A 24170-nucleotide genomic window follows, 5' to 3' on the forward strand; every position below is an offset into this window, starting at 1 on the left:
GATTTAGAACTTCTTGGTGATCGAAACGCGGAAGGAACGGCCGGTTTCGCTGAAGAAGTCTCTGGAAGCAACCGTCGTGCCGTCAGGCACGTCGATGGCGTTGAAATACTTCTTGTCGAAGACGTTGAATATGCCAGCCTGAATTTTCAGGCCTTCAATCTGTTCCGGCTGCCACCAGAATGTGGTGTCCACCAAACCGTAACCCGGCGCCTTGAAGCCAGTACCGCTCGTCTTGTTGCGTGCTGCCGCCATGGTCAGGGACACGTCTGTTCCCCATGTGTCGGTCGCGTAGCCAAGGCCGGCAATTGCACGAAGAGGAGCGACCGAGTTCAGGTACTGATCCGTGCCGGTATCCTTGCCATGCGACAAGGCGAATGAACCCCATGTCCGCCAATTGTCGGCAAACTGCCATTCCCCGGACAATTCGATGCCATAGATGCGCACACGGTCCAAATTATCATATCCGGTGATGCCGCCGACCGGGAATTCTCCACCCGGCGGTGCAATCGTTACCGTGTCGATGAAGTTGCGATAGTAATTGTTAAAGACGGTGGCCGAGACGCTATAATCGGTAGCCTTGTAGTTGGCGCCGATCTCGAAACCATTGCTGGTTTCGGTTTTCAGGTCCGGGTTGCCGATGCGTGCATAGGAGCCCGGTGCACCATAGGTCTGATAAAGTTCGGTGGCGCTGGGTGCACGGAAACCCTGCGACCATTGGGCAAATAGCTCCAGTTCGTTCGTTGCCTTGAACGCCGCGCGCAGCTTTGGCGAGAAGCGCGAATCGCTGGTGCCTTCCAGATATTCCGGATCGAAAAGAGGGCTGCCCTGATAGGCAGAGGTGTTTTTTGGCGAGTGTTCGTAATAGTCGAAACGCAGGCCGGGTGTGATCGTCAGCCGATCGTCGAGGAACTTGATATCGTCTTCGACATACATGCCGAACGTGAAGCTGTCGACATCAGGCATGTCGGACGAGTTGGAATGCAGCATGCGGCAACTCTGCGGTCCAAAAGGCTGGGCAATCGTGTTCCAGTTTACGTCCGGGCAATTATCCACGCCTGCGGAATACTGATGGGTATCCTGCCAGTAGATTTCGCCACCGAAGCGGAACGTGTTGGAGAGGCCGCCGAGATCCAGCTCCTTTGAAGCGTTTCCGCTCAAGCCATAGGAGGTTTGTTCCAGCAGGTTGTCACGCTGGTAGACACCTGTGGGGAAGCCGTAGCGGAAGGGATCTCTGGGAATGATCGATGCGCGGCTGTCAGGAAGGCGAAAACCGTCCGTCGTGTTGTTCAGGCTCTGCTTCTGCCAGTAGGCGACCACGTTTGCCTGGTCGAGCCAGTCGCTGTTATCAGGCGAGATGAAATCGTAGGATGCCGAAAGGCGCTTTCGGTCGACCTCTTCGCCCGATTGCAGAGAACCCGGCTGATACGAGGACGTTGTGCCACGCATATTGCTGAAATCTTCTTCGCGATTGAATATTTCGCCGGTCAGGCCGAAACGATGACCGCCATCGAGATACTGATGCAGCTTCACGAGAACGTTGCGCTGGTCGAAGTCGCCGGGATTTTGTTCGGTTCTGGTCGTGCCGTATCCGCCGATCGTGCCTTCATTGCCGGTCTCGTTACCCTTCTTGTAACCGCCCTGCACAAGCAACCAGGTGTCGTTGAACCGTCCCGCTATGGCTGCGTTATTGCCCCAGCTTTCATCGCCGCTGTCATAGGTGCTCTTGACCAGAGCGCCCCAGTTCTTCTTGCCGTCAATGAGGTCTTCCGGATTAAGCGTTCGCAATTCCACGACGCCGCCAAGCGCTCCGGAGCCGTAGCGGCTGGAGTCGGCACCCTTGGTGATGTCAATGGCGGACAGGCTTTCGAAGTCGAATGCATTCACGCCCCCGCGTGCGGAATCACGCGGGTCGGTCAGCCACGGCACGCGAATACCATCCAGCGTCGTTAGTACGCGATCGTTCTGCAGGCCGCGCAGGTTCACGCTGTTGGTCTGGTTGCTAAAGTTGACGCCGGCATCCACGCGGCGCGCAAAATCCTTGAAATCGGTGACCATGCGCTGCTGAATCACGGCCCGCTCGGTTCGTTCGGTCAGGGGAGACGCGGGAGCTTCGGCCGTGCCGCTTTGTCCCTGAACGACGATCGGGCCGAGCTGGGTCTCGTTCTGCTGGGCCGTGTCCTGCGCCAGGGCCGGAAATGTGACGCAGAGGATGGACACCATGGCCGTGCCGCAAATGAGCGCGCGCGATCTGGAATTGTATGACTTCATTACAGGCCCCAAAACAGTTGATTTCCCCACCGGAAATGTCGCTGTTAGCTAGAAAATCCTGCGTCAATGAGTCAAGTTTGAATCTGAGTTAAATACTCATGTTTATAAAATGCATGACAGGTGTCACTTTTCTGCCATTCATTTGAGATCGCGCGGATTGGATCGCTTCCATGCCAGGTTAGGCAGCTATCAGGCAAAGAAGGCCTCAGCGCCAATTGCCGACAAATCCCTCGACATGGATTTCCCTGGACGGCACGTCTACCGTGCCAAGCGCCAGCAATCGGCCACTCAGATTGGCGACGGGGCAGGAGTGATTGGGCAAAATAAGCACTGGTGTTCCGACCTTCGGGCCGCTGCCGCCGAGTTCCAGAAACGCATGCTCTTCCGACAGTTTGGCCACCGGCAGCGGCGCGTCATGCCCGATCATCCATGCTTCGCCGAAAGATTTCGTGGCCGAGGTGCCGTGTGCGCCGAGATCGGATGACAGGGTTTTGGAACCGACATTGGCGATGGCGTAATGGTCGTTGACGGCGATGATCCGCGCGGCCACGCCCAGTGACAGGCTGTCGCGTTCAACCAGTCCCAGCCGAACGGCCGTCAGATCGTAAAAGACGTAATTGCCGGGGCGAACTTCGTCGATGCCCTCGAAACCAGCATTTTTCACAAGTGTCGGCGTGCTGCCGATGGACACGCGAGACACATCTATTCCGGCGGCCTCAAGCTTCCGGCGCATCGCGGTCATGATCGCCAGCTCGCTTTCGGCAATCGTGGTGACGACGACGGGATTGCCGGCGCCATAGGCATGACCGGCATGCGAGAGGATACCTCCAAAGTTAAGGTCCGCGCTGCCGTCAATCGCGGCGGCGATTTTGAGTGCTGTTTCGGCATTCGGGTCGACACCGCAACGATGCAGGCCGACATCGACCTTCATGAACACAGTCGCCCTGCGTCCGGCTTCCCGGGCACCCGCGATCAGGGCATCCACCGTCTCGCAGCTGTCGGCAACGAAGCGAATGTCCTCGGCGCTCGTCGCCTCGCGCAACAGTCCGGCAATGGTCTGCGGGTTGAGAAGCGGATAGGCGAGGGTGACGGGGAAAAGGCCATCGCGCAGCAGCATGGCGGCTTCATAAGGCCGCGCCGTGGTAAAACCGGAAGCGCCGTTTTCCTTCTGCAGTCGGGCAATTTCGAGGCTCTTGTGGGTCTTGATATGCGGATGCAGCGCCGCCCGCCCGCCGACAAGCGTTGCCATATCCTCGATATTGCGGCGAAGAACCGCTTCGTCGATGACCACGCGCGGTTCGTTCAGCGCATCGAAACCGCAAAACCGGGTGGAGAGGTCGAGAGGAGAGGACGGCTGTTCGGACATGGAAAACCTTCTGATGCGTCGATGCGGGTGCAGAAGCATTAGCGTCGAATGAGGCGGTTCGCCATCCTCGAAACCATTCCTGTTTTCGGATCCATGCGCTAGCTTCGCATGAGAGGAAAAAGGGAGGAGCCAAAATCGTGGATCAACAGGGCCGTAAAAATGTTTCGCTGGTGGAGCTTGATCGGTTCTGCCGTTCGGTGCTTGTCGCCTGCGGTGCCAATGACACGACCGCCGATGCGGTGACGAGGGCGATGATGCATGGCACGCGCCATGGCGTGGATAGCCACGGCGTGCGTCTGCTCGATCATTATGTCAGGGTGCTTGAAGGCGGGCGGATCAAAAAGGCGCCGGAGATGAAAGTGGTCAATGCCTTCGGTGCCATCGAGACGCTGGATGCCGGTGACGGACATGGTGCGCTGGCGACCTATACGGCCATGGATCATGCCGTGGCGCTTGCCGGAAAATTCGGCATCGGTGCCGTCGGCATTCGCAACAGCTCGCATTTCGGCCCGGCCGGCGCCTATTCGATGGAGGCGGCAAGGCGGGGTTATATCGGCTTCACCTTCTGCAATTCCGACAGTTTTGTGCGCCTGCATGGCGGTGCGCAGCGGTTTCACGGCACCAATCCGATTGCCGTCGCGGTGCCGTCGGCGCAGGAAAATCCGTGGCTGCTCGACATGGCGACCAGCGCCATCCCCTTCAATCGCGTGCTTCTCTATCGCAGCACCGGAACCGAATTGCCGCAGGCGGTAGCGTCGGATGCTAGCGGCATAGATACACGCGATGCGGAAGCAGTGGACATGCTGGCGCCGCTCGGGGGTGAATTCGGCTTTAAAGGTGCGGGGCTTGCCGGACTTGCGGAAATCTTGAGCGCCGTGGTCACCGGCATGCGACTGAGTTTCGATATTCCCGGCATGATGTCACAGGATATGGCGACGCCGCGCGGGCTGGGTGCCTTCGTCCTTGCCATCAAGCCGGATGCGTTTGGAGATCAGGCGACATTCGATGCAGGCATGATGCGGTATCTCGAGGTTCTGCGCAATTCGCCGACCCGCGAAGGCCAGCGGGTGATGGCACCCGGCGACCGTGAATGGGCAGTGGCGGCCGAGCGCGAGAAAAACGGGGTGGTGATCGATCCGGCCACGCGCGAGGCGTTTTCAGCACTCGGCCAGAAATACGGTGTGACGCTCCAGGGGTGAGCGTCGCAAGGCCCAAGTGTATGTCAAGGCTTACCATTCCTATAGTCGCCTATAGGAATGGGCCCATTTCTTTATAAAATATTGACATCTGCAAATTGGTCAGACAATCTGACCACCTGCGCTGCGGAGGAGGAACTGTCAGCGCCGGGAGGATTTCATGTTTGTGGCTCTGGAGCCGCGCCGCCTTTACCGGCAGGTCGCGGAGCAGTTGCGCGCGCTTATCGAAACGGGAGAGCTGCCTGCTGGCGATCGCTTTCCGGCGGAGCGCGAGCTTGCTGAACGGTTGGGCGTCTCGCGTCCGACCGTGCGGGAAGCGTTGATCGTGCTGGAGGTTGAGGGGCTGATCCAGATCCGCATGGGATCCGGTGTTTATGTCAGTCGCAAGCCACCGACGAACGCCGTTTTGCCGGCCGATGACAGTGACGGACCGTTCGAACTTCTGCAGGCGCGTTGCCTGATCGAGAGCGCCATTGCCGAAGAAGCCGCGCGGATCGCGCGACCGACACATATTGCGGCGCTTGATGCGCTTCTTTCGGAAATGGCGGTTTCGCTGGAGGATTCGCATCAGGCGCTGGCCATCGATCGGGCCTTTCATACGGCGATTGCCAACATCATCGGTAACTCGGCGCTGAACCGTTTTACCGGGCTGATCTACGACCGTCGACTGTCTCCCTATTTTGAAAAGCTCGCCAGCTATTTCGAGGGGCCACATACATGGCAGATGGCGCTGGAGGAGCACCGGATCATTCGTGATGCGATCGCTGCCGGTGACCCGGAAGCCGCACGTCACGCCATGCGCGAGCACCTGACCCGCTCGCAGAAGAGATTTTCGGAAAGCTTTGGAGAGGAGCCGGTACGGGAAGACTGATCCGGCCGCGAGGAGGCGGCGGATTTTTTTTAGACATATCTGAAATCAACTCGGGAGGAGAGCATGACATTCAGGTTCAAAACGCTGCTGGGAGCAGCGGCCGTCATCATGGCATCATCGATGGGGGCACAGGCGCAGACCGCGCTGAAATGGGCGCATGTCTATGAGACGTCCGAACCGTTCCACACGGAATCGGTCTGGGCGGCAGAGGAAATCGCCAAGCGCACCAACAACCGCTACAAGATCGACGTCTTTCCGGCATCGCAGCTGGGCAAGGAAGCTGATATTAACCAGGGCCTGAAGCTCGGAACGGTCGACATGATCATTTCCGGCTCGAGTTTTGCCTCGCGCGACTACAAGCCGATCGGCGTTACCTACTTTCCTTATATCTTCCGCGATCCGGCGCATCTGATCGCCTATACCAAGAGCGACGTCTTCAAGCGTCTTGCCAAGGGGTATGAAGACAAGACCGGCAATGTCATCACGGCGGTCAGCTATTACGGCACCCGCCACACGACATCCAACAAGCCGATCGCCACCTGCGCCGACCTGAAGGGTGTGAAAATGCGCGTGCCGGATGTGCCGGCCTATCTCGCCATGCCGCGCGCCTGCGGTGCCAACACCACGCCGATTGCATTCGCTGAAGTCTATCTGGCGCTGCAGAACGGTACGGTCGATGCGCAGGAAAACCCGCTGACCACGATCGAGGCGAAAAAGTTCTTCGAGGTGCAGAAGAACATCGTGCTTTCGGGCCACATCGTCGACCACCTCAACACGGTCGTTTCCAAGAGCCGCTGGGCAAGCCTGTCGGATGAAGACAAGAAAATCTTCACCGAGGTGATGCTGGAGGCTGCCGAGCGCACCACCAAGATCATCGAGGAGCGTGAAAACAAGCTAGTCGACGATTTCAAGAAGCGTGGCCTCAACGTTGTCGAAGTGGACAAGGCCGATTTCGAGAAGAACGTTCTGGAAAAGGTGACGTTCGAGGAGTTCGGTTACCAGAAATCCGACTGGGAAGCCATCCGCGCCATCAAGTAAAGGCGTCCGGCGCGGCTCCTGGCGGGCCGCGCCATCCCCTCATCTAACGGGATGAAATCCATGTCAACGCAGCCGGAAATTCATACTCAGGTGACGCCTGAGGAGCTTGCGCATACTTTCGATGAAGCGCCAGCCGACGTCGATCTGAAAATCTACGCAATCGAGGATTGGGTGACGCTCGCCCTTTTCTGGGCAATGACGGCCTGTGTGTTTTTGCAGTTCTTCACCCGCTATGTGCTCAACGACAGTTATGCCTGGACCGAGGAAATTGCCGTCAACTGCCTGATCGGCGTGGTGTTTCTGGGGTCCGTCGCCTGCGTGCGCATGTCACGGCATATCCAGGTCGATGTCCTCTACCATTACCTGCCGCCAAAGGTGACGCGCGTCATGGCGACACTGGTGGATCTCATTCGCATTGGCTTTTTCGCCTACGGCTCGTGGCTGATGTGGCGGTACATGGAAATCGTCGCGGACGAGGAAATGGTAACGGTCCAGCTGCCCCGCAACATCGTCTTCTACACTGTTCTGGCCGCGTTCGTGCTGATGTTCCTGCGCTCCATTCAGGTGTTCGTTGCCAACATGCGCCGTGGTTATTCGGTGCTTGAGCGCCCCGAAGAATTCCAGCACGCCGAGGTCTGATCCATGCTTCTTCTTATCGGTTCATTTCTGCTTCTGATGGTGCTCGGCCTGCCCGTCGCCGTTTCCATGGCAACGTCATCTCTGCTCTACATCGTCATTTACGGCGTCGCCCCCGATATCATTGCCGCACAGCGACTGATTGCCGGCGTCGAAAGCTTTCCGTTGCTGGCGGTGCCCTTCTTCATCCTTGCCGGCAACCTGATGAACACGGCCGGCGTCACCGGCCGCATCTACTCCTTTGCGGTCGCGCTGGTCGGCTGGATGAAGGGCGGTCTGGCGCAGGTCAACATCATCGGCTCGGTGGTGTTTTCCGGCATGTCCGGCACGGCATTGGCCGATGCTGCCGGTATCGGCACGATCGAGATCAAGGCCATGAAGGACCATGGTTATCCGGTCGAAGCCGCCGTCGGCGTCACTGCCGCATCCGCGACGCTCGGCCCGATCTTCCCGCCATCTCTGCCCTTCGTCATTTACGGCATGATGGCCAATGTCTCGATCGGCGCGCTGTTCATGGCCGGCATCGTGCCGGGTGTCGTCATGACCGTGCTGATGATGCTGACCGTCGCCGTCTTCGCCTATGTCAAACAGTGGGGTTCCGACACGCCATTCAGCCTGCGCAACCTTTTTGGCGCGTCGCTGGAAGTGCTGATTGTCATGGCCGTGCCGGTCGGCATCTATCTGCTGACGCTTGTCGGTCTGTCGCTCAACTGGGCCATCCTGATTGCGCTCGCAGTCCTGATCGCCTGCGACTGGTACTTTGATTTCTCTGCCGTCATGGCGCTGATGACGCCGGTCATCCTGATCGGCGGCATGACCATGGGCTGGTTCACGCCGACGGAAGCAGCGGTTGCCGCCGTACTCTGGTCGCTTTTCCTCGGCCTCGTGCGTTACCGCACGATGACGCTGAAGACCCTTGCCAAGGCGACATTCGACACGATCGAAACCACGGCATCCGTGCTGTTCATCGTCGCCGCCGCTTCGGTCTTCGCTTGGCTGTTGACGGTCAGCCAGACGGCACAGCTTCTGTCGACGGCGATTACAAGCCTGACCGACAGCAAGTGGGTCTTTCTGATCCTCGTCAATCTCCTGATGCTGTTTGTCGGCTGCTTCCTCGATACGATCGCCGCGATCACCATTCTCGTGCCGATCCTGCTGCCGATCGTGCTGCAGTTTGACATAGATCCGGTACACTTCGGCCTGATCATGACACTCAATCTCATGATCGGTCTTTTGCACCCGCCGCTCGGCATGGTGTTGTTCGTCCTGTCGCGTGTTGCCAAACTATCGGTGGAACGCACGACAATGGCGATCCTGCCCTGGCTTGTGCCGCTGCTGATCGCACTGGTGCTGATCACCTTCATCCCGGCCATCACATTGTGGTTGCCGACCGAGATGGGCCTGATCCGCTGATCGATCATGCCCGCGCCGGAGGAGGGCGCGGGCTTCTCACTGCCGAATTTCTGGGCCGAATTTGTGAATTGAATATCAAGGGACAAGATGCATGAGACATACATGGCGATGGTTCGGACCGGTCGACAAGGTGACCGTGCAGGATGCGGCGCAAGCGGGGGCAAAAGGCATTGTCAGCGCGCTTCATCACATACCGACCGGTGACGTCTGGCCGGTAGACGAAATCGCCAAACGCCACGAGGAGATCAAGGCTGGCGGCCTGTTTTGGGATGTGGTGGAAAGCGTGCCGGTTTCGGAAAGCGTCAAGACCCAGACCGGTGATTGGCGCACGCATGTCGACAACTGGAAAGAGACCCTGCGCCGCCTGTCGGCCAGCGGCATCAAAACCGTCTGCTACAATTTCATGCCGGTGCTGGACTGGACACGCACCGACTTGCGCTGGGAAACCCGCCACGCGGCGCGCGCCATGCGTTTCGATCTGACCGATTTCGTCGCTTTCGACATCAACATACTGAAAAGGCCGGATGCAGCATCCGATTACCCGGAAGCCCTGCAGGATGCAGCGGCCCGACGTTTTTCCGAAATGAACGACGCGAAAATCGCAGCACTCGGCCGCAATATCGGCGCAGGACTGCCGGGTTCGGCGGATGGTTATACGCTCGAGCAGTTGCTGGAGAAACTGCGGACCTATCAGGGCATCACGGCGCAGAAACTGCAGGCCAATCTGATCGATTTCCTCAGCGAGGTCGTGCCGGTGGCCGAACAGGTCGGCATCAACATTTGCGCCCACCCGGATGATCCGCCGTGGCCGCTGCTTGGCCTGCCGCGCATTCTCTCCACCGAGGCGGACTACGCCTATATTCTCGACACGGTCTACAGCCGCGCCAATGGCATGACGTTGTGCTCCGGCTCTTTGGGGGCGCGCGCCGACAACGATCTGCCGGCGATTGCCGAACGGTTTGCGTCGCGTATCCACTTCGTTCACTTGCGCAATGTCACGCGCGACGAGGACAGCCTGCCATGCTCGTTCTACGAGGACGAACATCTGGAGGGCGGCACGGATATGGTCGCCGTCATCGCCGCACTGCTGAAGGAAGAAAAACGCCGGCGTGACGAGGGCAGGGAGGATCATGAAATTCCGATGCGTCCCGACCATGGTCAGGAAATCCTCGATGACGTGACGCGTGGCGCGCAGCCCGGTTATCCGGCCATCGGTCGTCTCAAGGGACTGGCCGAATTGCGCGGCATCGAGCGCACGCTCTTGCACGCACAATATGGAATGCGGTGAACAATGGCGCGACTTGCATCCTCGACCGACCTGCCGGGAGGCGTAAAGACCCCGGCCTATGATCGCTCATTGCTCAAACCCGGTATCGTGCATATCGGGCTTGGCGCCTTCCACCGCGCCCATCAGGCCGTCTTCACCCAACGTGCGCTGGAGAGTATTTTTGGGCCGTGGGGCATTGTTGCGGTCAATTTGCGTTCGCCAGAACCAGTGATGGCGATGCAGGAGCAGGACGGCCTGTTTTCCGTGATCGTTCGCAGCGAAGGGGATGACAGAGCGGAGGTGATTGGCGCAACGGTGGGCTGGATATGCGCGGCTGAGGATCGGGCGAGAGTGCTCGATCTTTTGTCCAGTGAAGAGGTCCGCATCGTCACGCTGACAGTTTCGGAGAAGGCCTATGGCCTTGATCCGGTCAGCGGCGGGCTGGATGTTGCTCATCCGGCTGTCGCGGCTGATCTCGTCAATCCGCATGAGCCCGTCGGAGTTCTCGGTTTTCTGGTCGAGGCTCTGGAGCTGCGCAAGGCAAGCGGCTTGCCGCCATTCACCATTCTTTGCTGCGATAACCTGCCTTCCAACGGCCATATCGTCCGGCGTCTTGTGCTGGACATGGCTGAAGGGCGCGATCCCGAACTGGCTAGATGGATTGCGGAGAATGGCGCTTTCCCGTCCAGCATGGTCGACCGTATCGTGCCCGCCGCCACGGACGAAACACGTGCCCGTGCGAAAAATCTCCTTGGTGTCGAGGATAGGCTTGCGATCGAGACCGAACCTTTCATGCAATGGGTGATCGAGGATCGGTTCGTATCCCGTCGTCCGCAATGGGAGGCGGGTGGTGCGCTGTTCGTCGACGATGTCGAGCCGTATGAAAAGATGAAACTACGGCTGCTCAATGGCAGCCATACGCTGATCGCCCATCTCGGCCTGCTGGATGGTCTGGAATATGTGCGCGATGTCATGGCCATACCGGAGCTGCGAAGGTTGGTGGCGCGGCACATGAAAGCGGTTCTGCCAACGCTCGATCCGGTGCCCGGTATCGATCTCGATGATTATACCAGCCAGTTGATTGCGCGCTTCGCCAACCCGGCGATTGCGCACCGCAATGCCCAGATTGCCTCCGACAGCAGCCAGAAGCTGCCGCAGCGCATTTTTGCGCCGGCAGTGGAAGCGTTGGCGGAAGGCGGAGATGCGGCAGAGTTTGCCTACGTCGTCGCTGCGTGGATCGCTGCGGTCACCAAGCTGAAGGACTGCAATGATCCACGTCGGGAGGAAATTCTCAGAGCTGCGAACACTGTCGACGCTGCAGATCCCTCCGCCCCCTTCTTCGCCATAGAGGGACTGTTTCCCGATGCGCTCGTAAAGGCGCGCGGGTGGCGGGATCTGGTCAATGTCGAGCTCGCCAGATGGAAGCGGTGATGGAATAAATTTCTAAATTTTGTCGGTGGATCAGGTCTACGGCCTGTGCATCCGGATGGTCGATTGCCTATATAGGATTGCAGCGTTTTTCATGCGCCAACTGCTATCCAAGGCAAAGGACCGTTTTGATGACCGATAAATCTTCCGCCGACAATTTTCCGGCAGGTTATGAACCGCCAAAAGTATGGACCTGGGAAAAGGGCAATGGCGGCCAGTTCGCCAATATCAATCGCCCGATCGCCGGGCCGACCCATGACAAGGAACTGCCTGTCGGCAAACATCCGCTGCAGCTTCACTCGCTTGGCACCCCGAATGGAGTCAAGGTCACCATCATGCTGGAAGAGCTGCTGGCGGCAGGGCATTCGGACGCCGAATATGATGCCTGGCTGATCAATATCGGTCAGGGCGACCAGTTCGGTTCGGGCTTTGTCGGCATCAATCCGAATTCAAAGATTCCGGCCCTGCTGGATCGTGCCCCGAAGGGCGGAGGCGAGCCGATCCGGGTCTTCGAATCCGCCTCAATCCTCATCTACCTAGCGGAAAAATTCGACGCCTTCCTGCCGACCGAGCTGCGTGCCCGTGCTGAAGCGATGAACTGGCTGTTCTGGCAGATGGGCTCCGCGCCATTTGTCGGCGGCGGTTTCGGCCATTTTTATGCCTATGCGCCGATCAAGATCAAATACGCGATCGACCGCTACGCGATGGAAACAAAACGCCAACTCGATGTGCTTGATCGCCACCTCGCAGAAAACCGGTTCATGGCCGGAAACGAATACACGATTGCGGACATGGCGATCTGGCCATGGTACGGCAATCTGGCTCTCGGTCAGGCTTATGGCGATGCCGGTGACTTTCTGGAAGTTCAGGGTTACAAGCACCTGCAGCGTTGGACAGCGGAGATTTTCGCACGTCCCGCCGTGAAGCGTGGGCGCATGGTCAACCGGACATCCGGTGAGCCGTCCGAACAGCTGCGCGAGCGTCACGACGCTTCCGATTTCGACACCAAGACGGCCGACAAGGTCGCAAACACTTAAAGGATCAAGACGATGGCAAACCTGCCCGAAATGACCAAACATCGCGGTTTTCCGGGCGGGATGCCAAGCACGGGGATCCAGTTCACCATCCGCCGCGCCAACCCCAAGGGGGTTACGCCGTTGAAAGCCATCCCGCGACGCAAACGTCCGGGCATGGCCGAACATCGCGTCGACGGCGCGTTCCTTCATGCGCTGTGGCACCACTTCGGTGCCGAGCCTTTTGAGCGCGGCAACCTCGATGCCGCGCGTCTCAACCTGCTTTTGGGCCGCGAGGTCATTCCGGCGGACAAGGATTTCGATCCGCTTTCCTATCAGACCATGCTGCAGATCGACGAAAAGGTCGCGCGCAAGAGTTTCCCGGAATCGTTCGAGAACTTTTTCGAGATATGATACCCCTTGGCGATCGACAAGCACGAGGGAGATGTGATGCTTGTACCGATTGTCCACATGGCAAGGCTATTCGATCCGCTCAAGCCTCTAAAGAAGTGGGCGGATCGGCAGCGGAGGCGCAAAGCCCTGCTCCATAATGACCGAAAGCCGCGCATGAGCCAAGAGGCGGCGCGTCGGGATCACCGAGATATGCTGCGTTTCATGGCCCTGAATGCCGTCGGCGGTGCCGTGATCGGTCTGGTGGTCGGCGCGTCGGTCATCCTGCTCGATGTGGGCGGCCTGATGGGTTTGCTGCGCGGTGCGGCAAACCCGATTTTACCCGTCATCCTGGTGGTGTTTCCGTTCGTGTCGCTGTTTGGAGCAGCAGCTGCTGCCACGGCCATCCTGACCATGCCTTACGAGACGAAATTCCGCGATGAAGGTGACGAGCCGCCACCGGAAGGCTGATCTTTCCGGCTGTTTGTGGTCTTGGCCGTGCGGCCCGTTACGAAAATCATCACCACCATTCCGGCGGTCATAAGCGCAATGCCGATCCATTCGGGCAGCGTCGATGCGCTTCTGCAGAGCGCACCGGCAATCAGCAACGCGGCGCCGAAACCGATCAGCACGAGAGAACTGAGGCAGAAAAACCTGCGTAACGCCAAGCCCTTCGAGTGACGGCTGCGGCTGTCTTTCGAGAAATCCCGACGACTGTTCGGCCCTCGAAACGTTTGGAAATCGATATCGGTCATGCTGCCAATACGCTCCTGTTTTGAGCGACATGGTCGCGGATCGCCGCCCTGAGGTCAACCAGGGAGTTGAAACGGTGCTCGTCGAGATCGATGACGTGAAATTTCACCGCGATGAAACGGTAAGCGTCGTCCTGCTGGACGGCAATGCCGACAGGAACTCCGGCGTGTTCAATAACTTGTCTGTTCATGATGCTCACCCTGCCCGTCCGGGCCTGAAACCGATTGTGCTTCTGTCTGATTGGCGTCGAATGCGCCTTGCATTCGCCAAGCATCAGATCGGCAGCAACGGAGGGTGGACCAGCCAAGGCTAATGACGGAAAGAGCGTGCGTTTTTGTGGTGCGTACAATCATTTTTCATCTCCCTGGTTGGTGTGATCGGTGCGAAAGTTACAGTCGCATTGCTGTACATTCAATGAAAATGAGCGGGTATTTGTGAAATAAATCTGCAATTCTATGATCCATACCAATACGTGGAAATGTATTGTTGCGCCGCACCATGTTTTAGGGATGGATTTCCTCAGGCACGCTATGGAAAATTCTTCCAAGAGGAATATCAGGTGGCCGGGACAAGCGCGATTGCGGTAACCGACTGACACAACGAATTTTTTGGTGCCTAAAAAGGACATTGGATCTTCGCCGAGGCAGCGTGTTGTGACCCATGGCTTTCGTTGAGGGCTTCACGACCGGGAAATAGCCGTGTAAAACGACTGGACTGGTCGACTTACCCGCAAGCAGAAATGGAGAAAGCTGATGGCTCATATCCTTCCCGCGCTTGAACATGGTCATGCGCCGATCACCCTGCAGCAATATTTTCGCGATTCGCTGAATGCCTTCGAGGATTGGCAGGTCGGAGACCCGGAGCCGGTTCTCGAACTCGGTGCCGAAAGTATTCCGATCTCCGATATTTTTGCTGCGCTGCGTGGTTGCAGCGATATCATGCCGGCCAACATGGTTGGCGGCGTAACAGAACGTCTGACAAAGCCTTGGGAAGGCGAGGGGCCGCTGGATGAAATGACCTTTTCGACAGCGGCACGCGTCATGAGTGTGCTTGTCCGCAAGCGTCAGCTTGGAGAAGACCGCCTTGCTTCCATGGTGGAAAGTTATTCGCCAAATGCCTGGCATGCGCACTGAGCCGAAACATATTCGGTAAATTCTACAATCTAACATGTTGATCACCGGTTGCGCCGTCGTGCGCAGCCGGTGATTTCGTTTGGGCGTAGCGTATCCAAACTTTCCCGTGCCGCCGGCTGCCGCCGCGTGGCGTTTTGGGGCTGGCACCTCGCTCGGAAATCCGGGATTGACAGGTGGCAACTCCAGTGCTTTGCTAAGATGTCAGACCAATTTAGACGCCGTTCAAGGCGCGGTCGACAGGGGATCTGGAGGTGGCATGAAGCCAAAACTGTCCGATACGCTTCGGCCGTTGCCGACGGTAGACCGCGCAAAGCAGGTTACCTCGGCGCTTGCCCAATACGTTGCCGATGCCAGCCTTAGAACAGGTGATCGGCTGCCTGCCGAGCGTGAGCTGATGGCGGCGCTCGCCGTCGGCCGGTCTACGATCCGCGAGGCAATCCGCCATTTTCAGGCGCTTGGCGTCATCGAAACCCGCAAGGGCAGCGGCACCTATCTGCTGCGGCCGATCTCTCCCGATACCGTGCACATGCCGCTGTCGCTCGACACGACCAAGCTGCGCGACGTGCTTTTGCAAACGCTGCAGGTACGACGCGGCATCGAATGCGAGGCCGGCATGGTGGCGGCGCAGATGCGCACCGCCGATGATCTGGCATTCATCGAGGACAAGCTTGTGAAGATGGAAACCGTCCATCTGGAAAAAGGCTCGTCTGGGCCTGAAGATCTGGCCTTCCATCTCGCCGTCTACGACGCCACCCACAATCCGCTGTTCCGGCAGATCCTTGAGCAGATGCGCGAAAGTTTCGAGCACTTTTGGGCCTCGCCCTTCGATCGCAAGGATTTTGCCCGCCGCTCCTTTCCATTTCATCGCACGCTTTTCGACGCCATCGCCGCCCAGAACGCTGAGCGGGCGCGGCGCGAAACACTGAAAATCCTCGCCGTTGTCGAGGAAGACATCAAGGAAATGTCCAAATGAACGAAATGCTCGATCCGTCGGCGTTTGCTTCGCTGATAACTGCCCATGACGACGGCAATTTTGCCGATGCGGTGGTGCCGCCGATCTTTCAGACCTCGCTGTTCACCTTCTCCGAATATGACGAGATGATCGCCTCCTATCGCGGCGAAAAGGTGCGGCCGATCTATACGCGCGGCCTCAACCCGACCGTGCGCATGTTCGAGGAAATGCTGGCCAAGCTGGAGGGGGCCGAGGATGCGCTCGGGTTCGCCAGCGGCATGTCGGCGATCTCGGCTTCGATACTGAGCTTTGTCGAGCCCGGTGACCGTATCGTGGCGGTCAACCATGTTTATCCCGACGCTTTTCGCCTGTTCGGCACGCTTTTGAAGCGCATGAAGGTGGAAGTGACCTATGTCGATGGCCGTGACGAGGAATCCGTCGCCAAGGCGCTGCCGGGTGCAAAAATTCTCTATCTGGAAAGCCCGACGAGCTGGGTGATGGAAGCGCATGATGTCGGCGCGCTGGCGGCGCTTGCCAGGAAGCACGGCGCGATCTCAATGATCGACAACAGCTGGGCAAGCCCTGTCTTCCAGCGGCCGATCACGCTCGGTGTCGATCTGGTGATCCATTCGGCCTCCAAATATCTCGGCGGCCATAGCGATGTGGTTGCAGGTGTAGTTGCTGGCTCAAAGGAAATGATCGCCCGGCTGAAGGCCGAAGCCTATCCTTATCTCGGCGGTAAACTCTCGCCCTTCGATGCCTGGCTTCTGATCCGTGGTATGCGCACGCTGCCCTTGCGCATGAAGGCGCATCAGGAATCTGCGCTCACCATTGCGCGGCGATTGCAGGAACTGGATGTGGTGGAAACCGTCTGCCATCCGGGTCTGGCGAACCGCCTGCCAGCCGGGCTTAACGGCACGTCGGGGCTGTTTTCCTTCATCTTCAAGGAAGGCGTCGATATCCGCACCTTTGCCGATCATCTGAAACTCTTCAAGCTCGGCGTCAGCTGGGGTGGCCACGAAAGCCTGATCGTTCCCGGCGAAGTGGTGCTGCAGCAGAAGGCCCAGCCGAATTCCGCGCATACTTTTGGCATCCATGCGCGGTCCGTACGCCTCCATGTCGGCCTCGAGGGAACCGAGGTTTTGTGGAGCGATCTTCAGGAGGCGATTGCCGTCGCCTCATAGCGCATCAACCAAAAACAACTGGGAGCAGGACAATGAAAACAATCATAACAGCTGCATTCATCGCGACCATGATGGCGGGGACCGCCATGGCCGATACCACGCTCAAGCTGGTAGAAGTCATCACCAGCCCGGAGCGTACGCAGACGTTAAAATCGCTGGTCGACAAGTTCGAGGCCGCCAATCCGGGCACAAAGGTCGAGATCATCTCGCTGCCCTGGAACGAAGCGTTCCAGAAATTCGCCACCATGGTCTCGGCCGGCGACACGCCCGACGTGATGGAAATGCCGGACACCTGGCTTTCGCTCTACGGCAATAACGGCATGCTCGAAAGCCTCGAGCCCTATCTGGAAAAATGGGAACACACCAAGGCGCTGACACCGCGCGCGCTGGAACTCGGCCGCGACGTCAAGAACACCGCCTATATGCTGCCCTACGGCTTCTATCTGCGCGCCATGTTCTACAACAAGAAGCTTTTGAGCGAAGCCGGCGTGTCCGAGCCGCCGAAGACGATGGAAGAATTCACCAAGGCATCTGAAGCCGTCTCCAAGCTGCCGGGCAAATACGGATATTGCATGCGCGGCGGGGCAGGTGGCCTCAACGGCTGGATGATCTTCGCCGCCTCGATGGCCGGCGACAACAAGTATTTTACCGAGGACGGCACCTCGACCATGAACAGCGAAGGCTGGGCCAAGGGTATCGAGTGGATGGTCGACCTCTACAAGAAGGGGCTGGCGCCGAAGGACAGCGTCAACTGGGGCTTCAATGAAGTCGTCGCCGGCTTCTATTCCGGCACCTGCGCCTTCCTCGATCAGGATCCGGATGCGCTGATCGCGGTGGCCGAACGCATGAAGCCCGAAGATTTTGGCGTTGCGCCGCTGCCCAAGGGCCCGGCCGGCAAGTCCTATCCGACCATCGGTTATGCCGGCTGGTCGATGTTTGCCAAGAGCGAGAACAAGGACCTCTCCTGGAAGCTGATCGAAACGCTGCAGAGCCCTGAAGGCAATATCGAGTGGAACAAGAAGATCGGTGCACTGCCGGCCTATACGGCGGCTGAAAAGGACCCGTTCTACGCCGGTGACCAGTTCAAGGGCTGGTTCCAGGAACTGGCCGACAAGGACACCGTTCCGACCGTGATGCCGACCTTCCTGCAGGAATTCGCCTTCTTCAAGGATTCGCTGGCGATCAAGACCTCGCAGCAGGCTCTGCTTGGCGACATTTCTGCCAAGGAACTGGCCGATGAGTGGGCGGCCTACCTGACCAAGGCACAGCAGAAGAACCTCTCAAGCAAGTAATCGACGCCGTGGCGGCGCAAGCAAAAATGCGCCGCCACCCCGCCTTTCTTCATGCAATACGGCGCAAAGCTTGCGCCGCAAACGGGAACTGTCTGATGACCATGACCGCCGACGTGTATGATCGTCGCCAGGATCGCAGGCCGTGGCAAAAACGCCTTGCCGATGCCTCCGAACCTTATCTCTACAGCGCACCGGCGCTGATCCTCATCATCGTTGTCATGCTGGTGCCGCTGGTCGTCGGTATTTCCTATGCCTTTCGCGATATCCAGCTGCTCAATCCGTTTTCCGGCGGTTTCATCGGGCTTGAACATTTCGAAACCCTGTCGAAGGACAAGGCGTTTTATGTCGCGCTGAAAAACACGTTGTGGTGGACAGGCGCGTCGGTGTTCCTGCAATTCACCTTCGGCCTCATTCTGGCGCTGCTGCTGGACAAGCCTTTTGTCGGGCGTGGTCTCGTTCAGGCGCTGGTCTTTCTGCCATGGGCGGTGCCGTCGTTTCTGGCCGGCCTCAACTGGGCGTGGCTGTTCAATCCGGTCATCGGGCCGATCCCGCACTGGCTGTTCGATCTCGGTCTGATGAGCCAGCCCGGCAATATCCTGTCGGACCCTCAATATGCGATGTGGGGACCGATCATCGCCAATGTCTGGTGGGGCATCCCGTTTTTCGCCATCACGCTTCTGGCGGCACTTCAATCGATCCCGCGCGATCTTTATGAAGCCGCCTCCATCGATGGCGCCTCGTGGTTCCAGCGCTTCTGGTCGATCACGCTGCCGTTTCTGGCGCCGACCATCGCCATCACCGTGCTTCTGCGCACCGTCTGGATTTCCAACTTTGCCGATCTGATCGTCGTCATGACCGGTGGCGGCCCAGCCGATCGCACCCAGATCGTTGCCAGCTACATCTTCACGCAGGCCTTCAAGGCGCTCGATTTTGGTTATGCCTCGGCGATCGCGCTGGTGCTGCTCGTGCTGCTTCTGGCCTATTCCATGCTGATCATCCTGCTGCGGCAGACATTGCTGAACAAGGGGTGAGGGTCATGAAAACATCGCTTCTTCCCACCATCGCGCACCGTCTGGCCATTCTCGCCTACGTCATCTTCGCGCTTTTCCCGCTCTATTGGCTGTTCAAGGTGTCGCTGACGCCGAACGACCTTCTCTATTCCGAAGGCGTGCGCATGTGGCCGTCGCGGACCACGTGGGAACATTATTCCTTCGTGCTGCAGCACAGCGCCTTCCCGACCTTCTTCAAGAACAGCCTGATCGTTTCCGGCTCGACCGCCATTATCGTGACGATCTGCGCATCTCTGTCCGGTTACGCGCTCTCCCGCTTCAATTTTCGCGCCAAATACTGGATCGTCGGTCTGATGCTGCTGACGCAGATGTTTCCACTGGTTATGCTGGTCGCGCCGATCTTCAAGATCCTGACGCCGCTCGGTCTCACCAACAGCCTGACCGGCCTCATCGTCGTCTACACCGCCTTCAACGTGCCCTTCGCGACCTTCCTGATGCAGTCGTTTTTCGACGGCATTCCAAAGGATCTCGAAGAAGCAGCGATGATCGACGGCGCCACAAAATTCACGGCGTTCCGCGAAATCATCCTGCCGCTGACGCTGCCCGGCATCGCCGCGACGCTCGGCTTCGTTTTCACTGCCGCGTGGAGCGAGCTTCTGTTCGCGCTGATGCTGATCAACGGCAACAATGCCGCGACCTTCCCGGTCGGGCTGTTGACCTTCGTTTCCAAATTCTCGGTGGACTTTGGACAGATGATGGCAGCGGGCGTGCTCGCGCTCATCCCGGCCGCTCTCTTTTTCCTGCTCATCCAGCGCTACCTCGTCCAGGGCCTGACGGCCGGCGCGGTCAAGGGGTAATCTTATGGCTTCGATCGATATCCAGAACGTCAAGAAGGCCTATGGCCATGTGCAGGTGCTGCACGACATCGATTTGCAGATCAGGGACGGCGAGTTCGTCGTGCTGGTCGGTCCGTCCGGCTGCGGCAAGTCCACGCTGCTGCGGATGATCGCCGGATTGGAAGGTGTCACCGGCGGCGAGATGCGCATCGACGGCAAGCGCGTCAACGAACTGCATCCAAAAGACCGCGACATCGCCATGGTGTTCCAGTCCTATGCGCTTTATCCGCATATGAATGTCGCCGGCAACATGAGCTACAGCCTGAAGCTCCGCAAGATTGCCAAGGAAAAGATTGCCGCAGCTGTCGCAAGTGCTGCGTCGAAACTCGGCCTCGATCCATTGCTCGACCGCCGTCCAAAAGCACTTTCCGGTGGCCAGCGTCAGCGTGTCGCCATGGGCCGCGCCATCGTGCGTCAGCCCAAGGCGTTTCTGTTCGACGAACCTTTGTCGAACCTCGATGCCCGCCTGCGCGAGCAGATGCGTGCCGAAATCAAGAAAATGCATGGCGACCTCAAGGCCACCTCGATCTACGTCACCCACGACCAGATCGAGGCCATGACCTTGGCGGACCGTATCGTTGCCATGCATGGCGGGGTGGTCCAGCAGGTGGGGGCTCCGCTGGAGCTATACGACCGTCCCGCCAACCTTTTTGTCGCCGGTTTCATCGGCTCGCCGGGCATGAACTTTCTGGAGGCGACCTATTCGGGCGGTAGCGTGACGCTGAAGGATGGAACGGTGGTGGCATTGCCTGTGCCGCTGGCACTGGCTGACGGTGCGAAGGTCACAGTCGGCATCCGCCCGGAACATGTGGTGATGGGCGGCGAAGGCACCGGCATGGCGGCGAGCGTTGATCTCGTCGAGCCGACCGGTTTCGGCATCATCCTGCATCTGTCGCTGCACGGACTGGCCTTCAAGGTGTTCACGCTCGATCGCGCAGCACTTTCTGCGGGGCCAAATGTTCACGTCTCTTTCCCGGCGCAGCATTTGCATGTGTTTGACGAAAAGGGTGATCGCTGCGCGGTCGCGTCTGCCTGATATTCCGTGCCGCGCCAAAGATGGAACCGCTGGCGCGGCAATCCACGAAAGTGCAGTTTCTCCGTCGAGCAGAAGTTCGGTGCCGATAGCCCGAAAGCGCCGGACTTCCCGCGTTACGCAGCCTGAACGTCTCAGGTCGCGCCGGAACCGGTAGTGTCAGCTTCGTTTTCCGCCTTGTTGTCCAGTACCTGCTCAACCGCTTCGCGAATCTCCGCTTCTATGGCCTCACGCTCTTTCGCAGGCATCCGCGCGAGGTCTCCTTCGGTCAAATTGTTATCCTCAAGATACTTGGCGCGAATGAGCTCTGCGATTGTCATCTCCGCAAGGTCGCCGAATTCCTTCTCGGCCCTGGTTCTGCTTTCACCGGCATCCTGCCAGACGGCTTCGTCTCTTGCGCTATGTGTGCCGGCGGAGGCCAAGTCCCACAATGCGCTCGACAGTTTCGTCGAGCCTGTGTCGTCTGGACCCTTCTGGATGTCGCCTATAGGGGAAAGAGCGGAATTGCGCGTGGTGGCCTTATCACCCGCGGTTGGCGTTTGCGCCTCGGATTTCCCGCGGGTTAGTCCGGTATAAGTGATATAGGAATAGGTTGTGCTGCCAATGGTCGTCATAATAAGCAATCCCTTTGAACTTCGGCGAGCTTCGCAACCTAAGCCTGCGTGAAACTGTTTCCGCGTCAGCTTTTGCGGTCGGTATCGGCTATGAACGCATTATGCCGTTCTGGTTCGCATCACCTCGATTTCCTATGCGTCCAGGCGTTACGTCATTCCGTTTTGCATAACGAGGAGACGAACGTGACCGCTCGACTTTCAAACATCCGGACAGTGACGGCGCTGATTACGCCCTTTGCCGGTGACGATCTGAATCGCAGCGCTCTTGCGACCTTGGTCGATTGTCAGGTCAGAGCGGGTATCGATGCGGTGATCGTCTGTGACGTCACCGGCGAAGGTTATGCGCTGAGCGATTATGAGCGCGACACGGTCCTTTCCACTTGCCTTGAGCGGGCCGAAGGTCGCCTTGCGGTGCTGGCCGCCACGAGCACTTACGGGACCGGCCGCAGCATCGCTCTGAGCGAACGCGCGCAGCAGCTTGGGGCCGACGGATTGCTGGTGACGGTGCCCTATTACTCGAAGCCGACCAAGGCGGGCGTCGCCTCGCATTTTAGAAACATTGCCGAAGCAACGCATCTGCCCATCATCATCGACGATGACCCACAACGGACGGTCATCGAAGGTGGCGCGGCACTTCTGTCGGCCCTCTCGGACGTGCATAATGTCGTCGGCGTTCGACATGGTGCTGGCAGACTTGCCGCGTTTGCCCGGCTCGATCCCGTCCTGCGTCGTCGCTATCACCATTATTGCGCCGATGAAGTCGATCTTCCCGCTTTTCTGGCCTGTGGTGCCCACGGGATGATGTCTTCTTATGGGAATCTGTTCCCGTTCCGCCTGGCAGCCGTCGGGCGTGGGTTCGCAGGTGCGGCGGGCCAGTTTCGGCGGGAAATGGCAGCATTGTTAGAGGCGACGGGCGGCCAGTGGGACGCTGCAGTGATCAAGGCCGCTTGCGCCATCCTTCACGGCGATTCCGAGAACGTAAGACTGCCGATGGTCGGGCTTGATGACGAAATGCGTGAGGCTGTCCGACGGGTGTTGGTCAGCCTGGAGGCAGCGGCTGGCGAATTGGCGTCGCAGACTGTTGCCTGAAACCGCGATGATGGTGGGGGCTTCTGTTTTATAGGTCTTTTCCGGAGATCCCTATGGAATGGCTATTTTTTCATGCCGATGCCCCAATCGAAAACCTAGGTGCTGCCCAGTACCTTCCAGACTGCACATCACGACCAAACCGAAGCAGCGCGCACGATGGGCGTGTGCAGCCAGTTTGCGAAACCGAAAATCGATGTGCGATATGGAGCACAGGATGCACGATAGAATGGCCGCAGGCCATCCGGCCTCTCATCAATACGGATATCACCACGCACGACGCCGCCTTGCGCCGATCATCCGAGGATCGTCGGCTGTGGCGACGACCCATGGCCCAGCCGCCAATGCCGGTCAGGCCGATTGGCAGGCGTTTCTTCGGCTGGCGATTGTTCTGGTTCTGACGGGAATTGCCGTCGCTACCGTGCGGTCGCTGGCGCCGTAAGCGCTAAATAATACAATCGTTTCCAAGGAAGGATATGTCTATGGGAAAAGCCCTGCAGCACAATATTGACTACGCTGTCTCAGGTGTGCGCTTCACGGTTGGACGTGATGAAAATGGCTGCTGGATCGTCGATGATCGCGAGGGCCTGGTTGGGGGCATATTTCGCGATCGCGCCTCGGCCGTACATTTTGCAATGTTCGAAAGCGATCATCAGCCCGGCGCCGTCTGCTGCGTGCCGGATGGCATGATCGTATCAGCGAGAATGCCGGATACTGCGCCGGGCTCAAGGCAGTCGAATCAAGCAGTTTTCGCTGCCCCGCGACGGCAGATGGGTTTTCGGGTCGTCTGAGGCCGCCATGCGCCCTCTGTTCGCACTTCATGTAGCCCCTGTCATTGCCGACGCGTTTAGGCGATGCCCTGCGCCCTCCCGACCGATACTCCTGGTGACTGCTGTCACGTTATTGGCAGCGCTTTTGGTCGGGCTGACTGAATTATAATCACCTGTTTCAAATTGCGAGCGTGGTGGCATCTGTTGGTGCCGCCACGTGTTTGCGTGACATCTTGCATCCATGCTCAGGATTGTATAGGATACCCCCCTATACTAAAGAGGTGGTGATGTCTCATACCATTCGTGAAAAGGCCAAGCTGCTTGCGCGTGTGCGACGCATGAAAGGCCAGATGGAAGCTGTCGAGCGCGCCCTTGAGGCTGAGGCGCCCTGTGGGCAGATCCTGCAGCAGCTGGCGTCTATCCGCGGTGCACTTTCGGGCCTGACCGTTGAAGTGATGGAAGATCATCTGCGCGAGCACGTGGCGGAAGCGGAGAGTGAGAAAGAGCGTGCAATGGCCGTCGATGAACTGGCCGACGCACTCAGGACCTACATCCGCTAGG

At 58.6% G+C, this 24170-nt stretch carries 26 protein-coding genes; 22 read left to right on the plus strand and 4 right to left on the minus strand.

The genetic code is table 11. The annotated features are described in order from the left end of the window. Positions 1 to 3: 3 nt before the first annotated feature. Positions 4 to 2268: a TonB-dependent hemoglobin/transferrin/lactoferrin family receptor gene (locus tag GAO09_RS24680; RefSeq protein WP_153358756.1), complete on the minus strand. Its 2265-nt coding sequence runs from the start codon at positions 2266 to 2268 to the stop codon at positions 4 to 6. A gap of 205 nt (positions 2269 to 2473) precedes the next feature. Then, on the minus strand, positions 2474 to 3634 hold the full coding sequence (locus GAO09_RS24685) for an alanine racemase (RefSeq protein ID WP_209018831.1): 1161 nt from the start codon (positions 3632 to 3634) through the stop codon (positions 2474 to 2476). A 137-nt stretch (positions 3635 to 3771) separates the two neighbouring features. On the opposite strand from GAO09_RS24685, the gene GAO09_RS24690 reads away from it, so the two are divergent. The 11 genes from GAO09_RS24690 to GAO09_RS24740 all read left to right on the plus strand — a co-directional run bounded on the left by GAO09_RS24690 (position 3772) and on the right by GAO09_RS24740 (position 13567). Further along, positions 3772 to 4833, plus strand: a complete 1062-nt coding sequence (locus tag GAO09_RS24690) for an Ldh family oxidoreductase (RefSeq protein WP_324185475.1) — start codon at positions 3772 to 3774, stop codon at positions 4831 to 4833. A gap of 157 nt (positions 4834 to 4990) precedes the next feature. Continuing rightward, a complete protein-coding gene (locus tag GAO09_RS24695) occupies positions 4991 to 5701 on the plus strand; it encodes a FadR/GntR family transcriptional regulator (protein ID WP_153358760.1) in 711 nt (236 codons plus the stop codon). A 63-nt stretch (positions 5702 to 5764) separates the two neighbouring features. Continuing rightward, entirely contained in the window at positions 5765 to 6739 is a 975-nt protein-coding gene (locus GAO09_RS24700) for a sialic acid TRAP transporter substrate-binding protein SiaP (RefSeq protein WP_153358762.1), read from the plus strand. Positions 6740 to 6799: 60 nt separating this feature from the next. Next, on the plus strand, positions 6800 to 7378 hold the full coding sequence (locus tag GAO09_RS24705; protein ID WP_410769032.1) for a TRAP transporter small permease: 579 nt from the start codon (positions 6800 to 6802) through the stop codon (positions 7376 to 7378). A gap of 3 nt (positions 7379 to 7381) precedes the next feature. Continuing rightward, on the plus strand, positions 7382 to 8788 hold the full coding sequence (locus GAO09_RS24710; protein ID WP_153358766.1) for a TRAP transporter large permease: 1407 nt from the start codon (positions 7382 to 7384) through the stop codon (positions 8786 to 8788). Positions 8789 to 8879: 91 nt separating this feature from the next. Next, entirely contained in the window at positions 8880 to 10076 is a 1197-nt protein-coding gene (gene uxuA, locus GAO09_RS24715) for a mannonate dehydratase (protein ID WP_153358768.1), read from the plus strand. Positions 10077 to 10079: 3 nt separating this feature from the next. Next, positions 10080 to 11486 carry a mannitol dehydrogenase family protein gene (locus tag GAO09_RS24720; protein ID WP_153358770.1) on the plus strand — a complete coding sequence of 469 codons (1407 nt, stop codon included), beginning with the start codon at positions 10080 to 10082 and terminating at the stop codon, positions 11484 to 11486. 128 nt (positions 11487 to 11614) lie between these two features. Next, the gene (gene yghU / locus GAO09_RS24725) at positions 11615 to 12520 is read left to right on the plus strand and encodes a glutathione-dependent disulfide-bond oxidoreductase (RefSeq protein WP_153358772.1); all 906 of its coding nucleotides are present in this window, start codon (positions 11615 to 11617) and stop codon (positions 12518 to 12520) included. Positions 12521 to 12532: 12 nt separating this feature from the next. Next, positions 12533 to 12910 carry a hypothetical protein gene (locus GAO09_RS24730; protein ID WP_153358774.1) on the plus strand — a complete coding sequence of 126 codons (378 nt, stop codon included), beginning with the start codon at positions 12533 to 12535 and terminating at the stop codon, positions 12908 to 12910. Between the two features lie 189 nt (positions 12911 to 13099). Continuing rightward, positions 13100 to 13357 (plus strand): hypothetical protein, encoded by a 258-nt coding sequence (locus GAO09_RS30165; protein ID WP_235938453.1) that lies wholly within the window; start codon positions 13100 to 13102, stop codon positions 13355 to 13357. A gap of 27 nt (positions 13358 to 13384) precedes the next feature. Next, complete coding sequence (locus tag GAO09_RS24740; protein WP_153358778.1) at positions 13385 to 13567, plus strand: hypothetical protein; 183 nt, start codon at positions 13385 to 13387, stop codon at positions 13565 to 13567. A gap of 70 nt (positions 13568 to 13637) precedes the next feature. Here GAO09_RS24740 and GAO09_RS24745 read toward each other — a convergent pair whose 3' ends face one another. After that, positions 13638 to 13829: a hypothetical protein gene (locus GAO09_RS24745; RefSeq protein ID WP_153359377.1), complete on the minus strand. Its 192-nt coding sequence runs from the start codon at positions 13827 to 13829 to the stop codon at positions 13638 to 13640. Between the two features lie 562 nt (positions 13830 to 14391). On the opposite strand from GAO09_RS24745, the gene GAO09_RS24750 reads away from it, so the two are divergent. The 7 genes from GAO09_RS24750 to GAO09_RS24780 all read left to right on the plus strand — a co-directional run bounded on the left by GAO09_RS24750 (position 14392) and on the right by GAO09_RS24780 (position 21142). Beyond that, the gene (locus GAO09_RS24750; RefSeq protein WP_153358780.1) at positions 14392 to 14772 is read left to right on the plus strand and encodes a BRA0787 family protein; all 381 of its coding nucleotides are present in this window, start codon (positions 14392 to 14394) and stop codon (positions 14770 to 14772) included. A gap of 256 nt (positions 14773 to 15028) precedes the next feature. Continuing rightward, complete coding sequence (locus GAO09_RS24755; RefSeq protein ID WP_153358782.1) at positions 15029 to 15745, plus strand: FadR/GntR family transcriptional regulator; 717 nt, start codon at positions 15029 to 15031, stop codon at positions 15743 to 15745. Then, positions 15742 to 16908 carry a PLP-dependent transferase gene (locus GAO09_RS24760; RefSeq protein ID WP_153358784.1) on the plus strand — a complete coding sequence of 389 codons (1167 nt, stop codon included), beginning with the start codon at positions 15742 to 15744 and terminating at the stop codon, positions 16906 to 16908. The genes GAO09_RS24755 and GAO09_RS24760 overlap by 4 nt, the downstream gene beginning before the upstream one ends. A gap of 32 nt (positions 16909 to 16940) precedes the next feature. Continuing rightward, positions 16941 to 18200: an ABC transporter substrate-binding protein gene (locus GAO09_RS24765; RefSeq protein WP_153358786.1), complete on the plus strand. Its 1260-nt coding sequence runs from the start codon at positions 16941 to 16943 to the stop codon at positions 18198 to 18200. Between the two features lie 95 nt (positions 18201 to 18295). Continuing rightward, on the plus strand, positions 18296 to 19231 hold the full coding sequence (locus GAO09_RS24770; protein ID WP_153358788.1) for a carbohydrate ABC transporter permease: 936 nt from the start codon (positions 18296 to 18298) through the stop codon (positions 19229 to 19231). 5 nt (positions 19232 to 19236) lie between these two features. Next, on the plus strand, positions 19237 to 20067 hold the full coding sequence (locus GAO09_RS24775; protein ID WP_153358789.1) for a carbohydrate ABC transporter permease: 831 nt from the start codon (positions 19237 to 19239) through the stop codon (positions 20065 to 20067). A gap of 4 nt (positions 20068 to 20071) precedes the next feature. Next, on the plus strand, positions 20072 to 21142 hold the full coding sequence (locus GAO09_RS24780) for an ABC transporter ATP-binding protein (RefSeq protein WP_153358792.1): 1071 nt from the start codon (positions 20072 to 20074) through the stop codon (positions 21140 to 21142). 131 nt (positions 21143 to 21273) lie between these two features. Here GAO09_RS24780 and GAO09_RS24785 read toward each other — a convergent pair whose 3' ends face one another. Continuing rightward, positions 21274 to 21753 (minus strand): hypothetical protein, encoded by a 480-nt coding sequence (locus tag GAO09_RS24785; RefSeq protein WP_153358795.1) that lies wholly within the window; start codon positions 21751 to 21753, stop codon positions 21274 to 21276. 183 nt (positions 21754 to 21936) lie between these two features. Between GAO09_RS24785 and GAO09_RS24790 the strand changes: the two genes are divergently transcribed. From GAO09_RS24790 to dmeR, 4 genes are all read left to right on the plus strand, one after another. Then, positions 21937 to 22842 (plus strand): dihydrodipicolinate synthase family protein, encoded by a 906-nt coding sequence (locus GAO09_RS24790; protein ID WP_209018833.1) that lies wholly within the window; start codon positions 21937 to 21939, stop codon positions 22840 to 22842. A gap of 214 nt (positions 22843 to 23056) precedes the next feature. Continuing rightward, positions 23057 to 23281 (plus strand): hypothetical protein, encoded by a 225-nt coding sequence (locus tag GAO09_RS24795; RefSeq protein WP_153358799.1) that lies wholly within the window; start codon positions 23057 to 23059, stop codon positions 23279 to 23281. Positions 23282 to 23321: 40 nt separating this feature from the next. Further along, positions 23322 to 23630, plus strand: a complete 309-nt coding sequence (locus GAO09_RS24800; protein ID WP_235938455.1) for a hypothetical protein — start codon at positions 23322 to 23324, stop codon at positions 23628 to 23630. Between the two features lie 266 nt (positions 23631 to 23896). Continuing rightward, positions 23897 to 24169 (plus strand): Ni(II)/Co(II)-sensing transcriptional repressor DmeR, encoded by a 273-nt coding sequence (dmeR, locus tag GAO09_RS24805; RefSeq protein WP_153358806.1) that lies wholly within the window; start codon positions 23897 to 23899, stop codon positions 24167 to 24169. The last annotated feature ends 1 nt before the right edge of the window (position 24170 follow it).

It is taken from the genome of Endobacterium cereale, assembly GCF_009617585.1.
GTDB classification, from domain to species: Bacteria; Pseudomonadota; Alphaproteobacteria; order Rhizobiales; family Rhizobiaceae; genus Neorhizobium; species Neorhizobium cereale.

Excerpts from the sequence above, each read along its gene's own strand:
- GAO09_RS24720 (WP_153358770.1), top strand. The coding sequence starts at position 10,080 with ATGGCGCGACTTGCATCCTCGACCGACCTGCCGGGAGGCGTAAAGACC.
- GAO09_RS24755 (WP_153358782.1), top strand. The coding sequence starts at position 15,029 with ATGAAGCCAAAACTGTCCGATACGCTTCGGCCGTTGCCGACGGTAGAC.
- GAO09_RS30165 (WP_235938453.1), top strand. The coding sequence starts at position 13,100 with ATGCTGCGTTTCATGGCCCTGAATGCCGTCGGCGGTGCCGTGATCGGT.
- GAO09_RS24780 (WP_153358792.1), top strand. The coding sequence starts at position 20,072 with ATGGCTTCGATCGATATCCAGAACGTCAAGAAGGCCTATGGCCATGTG.
- GAO09_RS24800 (WP_235938455.1), top strand. The coding sequence starts at position 23,322 with ATGGGAAAAGCCCTGCAGCACAATATTGACTACGCTGTCTCAGGTGTG.
- GAO09_RS24750 (WP_153358780.1), top strand. The coding sequence starts at position 14,392 with ATGGCTCATATCCTTCCCGCGCTTGAACATGGTCATGCGCCGATCACC.
- yghU (WP_153358772.1), top strand. The coding sequence starts at position 11,615 with ATGACCGATAAATCTTCCGCCGACAATTTTCCGGCAGGTTATGAACCG.
- GAO09_RS24745 (WP_153359377.1), bottom strand. The coding sequence starts at position 13,829 with ATGAACAGACAAGTTATTGAACACGCCGGAGTTCCTGTCGGCATTGCC.
- GAO09_RS24795 (WP_153358799.1), top strand. The coding sequence starts at position 23,057 with ATGCACGATAGAATGGCCGCAGGCCATCCGGCCTCTCATCAATACGGA.
- GAO09_RS24710 (WP_153358766.1), top strand. The coding sequence starts at position 7,382 with ATGCTTCTTCTTATCGGTTCATTTCTGCTTCTGATGGTGCTCGGCCTG.
- uxuA (WP_153358768.1), top strand. The coding sequence starts at position 8,880 with ATGAGACATACATGGCGATGGTTCGGACCGGTCGACAAGGTGACCGTG.
- GAO09_RS24705 (WP_410769032.1), top strand. The coding sequence starts at position 6,800 with ATGTCAACGCAGCCGGAAATTCATACTCAGGTGACGCCTGAGGAGCTT.
- GAO09_RS24680 (WP_153358756.1), bottom strand. The coding sequence starts at position 2,268 with ATGAAGTCATACAATTCCAGATCGCGCGCGCTCATTTGCGGCACGGCC.
- GAO09_RS24700 (WP_153358762.1), top strand. The coding sequence starts at position 5,765 with ATGACATTCAGGTTCAAAACGCTGCTGGGAGCAGCGGCCGTCATCATG.
- GAO09_RS24730 (WP_153358774.1), top strand. The coding sequence starts at position 12,533 with ATGGCAAACCTGCCCGAAATGACCAAACATCGCGGTTTTCCGGGCGGG.
- GAO09_RS24770 (WP_153358788.1), top strand. The coding sequence starts at position 18,296 with ATGACCATGACCGCCGACGTGTATGATCGTCGCCAGGATCGCAGGCCG.
- GAO09_RS24685 (WP_209018831.1), bottom strand. The coding sequence starts at position 3,634 with ATGTCCGAACAGCCGTCCTCTCCTCTCGACCTCTCCACCCGGTTTTGC.
- GAO09_RS24775 (WP_153358789.1), top strand. The coding sequence starts at position 19,237 with ATGAAAACATCGCTTCTTCCCACCATCGCGCACCGTCTGGCCATTCTC.
- GAO09_RS24765 (WP_153358786.1), top strand. The coding sequence starts at position 16,941 with ATGAAAACAATCATAACAGCTGCATTCATCGCGACCATGATGGCGGGG.
- GAO09_RS24785 (WP_153358795.1), bottom strand. The coding sequence starts at position 21,753 with ATGACGACCATTGGCAGCACAACCTATTCCTATATCACTTATACCGGA.
- GAO09_RS24695 (WP_153358760.1), top strand. The coding sequence starts at position 4,991 with ATGTTTGTGGCTCTGGAGCCGCGCCGCCTTTACCGGCAGGTCGCGGAG.
- GAO09_RS24760 (WP_153358784.1), top strand. The coding sequence starts at position 15,742 with ATGAACGAAATGCTCGATCCGTCGGCGTTTGCTTCGCTGATAACTGCC.
- dmeR (WP_153358806.1), top strand. The coding sequence starts at position 23,897 with ATGTCTCATACCATTCGTGAAAAGGCCAAGCTGCTTGCGCGTGTGCGA.